The following is a 2,688-nucleotide window of genomic DNA, read 5'->3' on the forward strand; positions in this document are numbered from 1 at the left end:
CCCTGGATGAGATTATAAAAGCGGCTGACGTTGTCATGATCGCCCGTGGCGACCTGGGTGTAGAGATCGGCGAGGCCGGACTGCCGGCGGTACAGAAGCAGATCATCAGACAGACAAGATGCCTGAACCGGGTGGTGATCACCGCTACCCAGATGATGGAGTCCATGATTGAAAACCCCATACCCACCAGGGCCGAGGTCTTTGATGTGGCCAACGCGGTACTGGACGGTACCGATGCGGTCATGCTCTCGGCCGAGACCGCTGTCGGCCGGTTTCCGGTCAAGACAGTGCGCCACATGGCCCAGATCTGCATGGAGGCGGAAAAGCAGGATGTGGCCAGGACCTCCCGTCACCGGATTGACACCCGGTTTTCCCACATTGACGAGACCTTGGCCATGTCCGTCATGTACGCCGCCAATCACCTGGAGGTAAAGGCCATATCGGTGCTGACCGAGTCTGGCAAGACGCCCATGCTGATGTCGCGGATTAGTTCAGGGGTTTCGATCTACGCCCTTGCCCGTCACGAGAAGACCCTGCGGCGGATGACCCTCTTCAGGGGGGTGTACCCGGTACCTTTTGATATCACATCCGTCAGCGCCCCGGAACAACACGCCGAGGCAGCAGCCAGGCTTGTCCGGATGGGCGCCGCAATGGAGGGGGATATCGTCATCACCGCCTGCGGCGACCTTCCCGGCAAGGGGGGCGGCACAAATTCGATGAAGATCGTCAAGGTGTAATGAGCCGTCCCGCGCCGGGCCGACACGGGACGAGGGGGAAAACAAAAAAACAAAAGGAGGATATTATGGCATTTATTTCTCTCCGGCAACTCCTGGATCATGCTGCTGAGCACGGTTATGGGGTTCCCGCTTTTAACGTCAACAACATGGAACAGGTGCGCGCCATCATGGAGGCGGCGCACGAGACCGGCAGTCCGGTAATTGTGCAGAGTTCCGCCGGGGCGCGCAGGTACGCCGGGGCTGTTTTTCTGCGGCATTTGATTCTGGCCGCCGTTGAGGAGTGGCCCCATATCCCGGTCTGTCTCCATCAGGACCACGGGGCCTCACCGGCCGTTTGTGTGCAGTCCATCCAGTCGGGATTTACCTCGGTTATGATGGACGGCTCCCTCCTGGAAGATGCGAAAACCCCATCCACCTATGAATACAATGTCGCGGTCACCAGCAAAGTCGTGGAAATGGCCCATGGGTGCGGCGTGTCTGTGGAGGGTGAACTTGGCGTGCTGGGTTCGCTTGAGACCGCCCTGGCCGGCAAGGAGGATGGTGTTGGCGCGGATGGGGTTCTCGCCAGGGAGCAGATGCTCACCGACCCGGAACAGGCAGCGGACTTTGTGAAAAAAACCAAAGTGGACGCCCTGGCCATCGCCATCGGTACCAGCCATGGGGCCTACAAGTTCTCGAGACCGCCTTCCGGCGATATCCTGGCCATTGACAGGATAAAGGAGATACATGCCAGGATACCGGATACCCACTTGGTCATGCACGGTTCTTCCAGCGTGCCCCAGGAGTGGCTGATGATCATCAACGAATATGGCGGGGATATTGGTGAGACCTACGGGGTACCGGTGGAAGAGATCCAGGAGGGCATCCGGCACGGGGTGCGCAAGGTCAATATCGACACAGACCTCCGCCTGGCGTCCACCGGTGCGGTCAGACGTCACCTGGCAGAAAATCCAAAGAATTTTGACCCAAGAAAATTCCTGCAGGCCGCCACCGAGGCCATGAAGGATATCTGCCGGCAGCGTTTCGAGGCCTTTGGCTCGGCAGGCCAGGCGGAAAAAATAAGACCGCTTGCCCTGGATGTCATGGCAGAGCGCTATGCCGCTGGCGCCCTAGACCCGGAGGTTGATTGAGATGCCGGTGCTCTCTCCTTCGCTCCTTTCGGCGGATTTCGGTTGCCTGGCCCGGGAGCTCGCCGCCCTTGAAGAGGCCGGTCTTTCCTGGGTGCACTGGGATGTGATGGATGGCATGTTTGTGCCCAATATCACCATTGGCCCGGCCGTGATTGCCAGTTGCCGGAAAGACAGCAACCTGTTTTTTGACGTGCATCTCATGGTCGAACGGCCCGGTCGGTTCATCGGGCAGTTCGTGGATGCCGGCGCCGACCTCATCTGCGTCCATGCCGAGGCGGAGACGCATCTTGAACGAACGGTCAGCGAGATAGCCAGGCTTGGGGCGCGGTCTGCCGTGGCCCTGAACCCGCACACGCCTCTAGCTATGGTGGAATACCTCCTGCCCCAGCTTTATATGGTGCTGGTCATGGGCGTCAATCCTGGTTTCGGCGGCCAGAAGTTCATCCCTTTCTGCCTTGAAAAGACCAGGCGGCTGAAGGAAATGATCATCGCCCAGGATGCGGCAACCCTGATAGAGATAGATGGCGGCGTGACCCTTGAAAATGCATCCTCTCTGTCTGCGGCCGGCGCCGACATCCTGGTTTCGGGCTCGGCATTTTTTGCCTTTCCTCCCTACCGGCAGCGTCATGAGGCCTTTATGGCCGCCGTGGCAAAACAATAGTAGAACGCGAAGGCGAATGAGCAGCGACGAGACAGTACATTATAATAAATACGTCGAGGAGCCGCGCAGCGAAGCCGACAAAGTTATAATTTGGAATTGGAATACACATGCGGGAAACGGAAGACGGTGAGAGTCCGTCGCAGACGCGCTGCTGTGATCG

General features: G+C 58.7%; 3 protein-coding genes. All 3 read left to right on the plus strand.

Annotation, left to right across the window (positions count from 1 at the left end):
- A partial coding sequence (locus ACP5SG_RS09560; RefSeq protein ID WP_428124046.1) for a pyruvate kinase occupies positions 1–737 on the plus strand: 737 nt, incomplete at its 5' end.
- 65 nt (positions 738–802) lie between these two features.
- Positions 803–1,867 carry a class II fructose-bisphosphate aldolase gene (gene fba / locus ACP5SG_RS09565; RefSeq protein ID WP_237889058.1) on the plus strand — a complete coding sequence of 355 codons (1,065 nt, stop codon included), beginning with the start codon at positions 803–805 and terminating at the stop codon, positions 1,865–1,867.
- 1 nt (position 1,868) lies between these two features.
- Positions 1,869–2,528, plus strand: a complete 660-nt coding sequence (gene rpe / locus ACP5SG_RS09570; protein WP_237889059.1) for a ribulose-phosphate 3-epimerase — start codon at positions 1,869–1,871, stop codon at positions 2,526–2,528.
- The last annotated feature ends 160 nt before the right edge of the window (positions 2,529–2,688 follow it).

It is taken from the genome of Dissulfurimicrobium sp. (assembly GCF_049968175.1).
GTDB lineage: Bacteria > Desulfobacterota > Dissulfuribacteria > Dissulfuribacterales > Sh68 > Dissulfurimicrobium > Dissulfurimicrobium hydrothermale.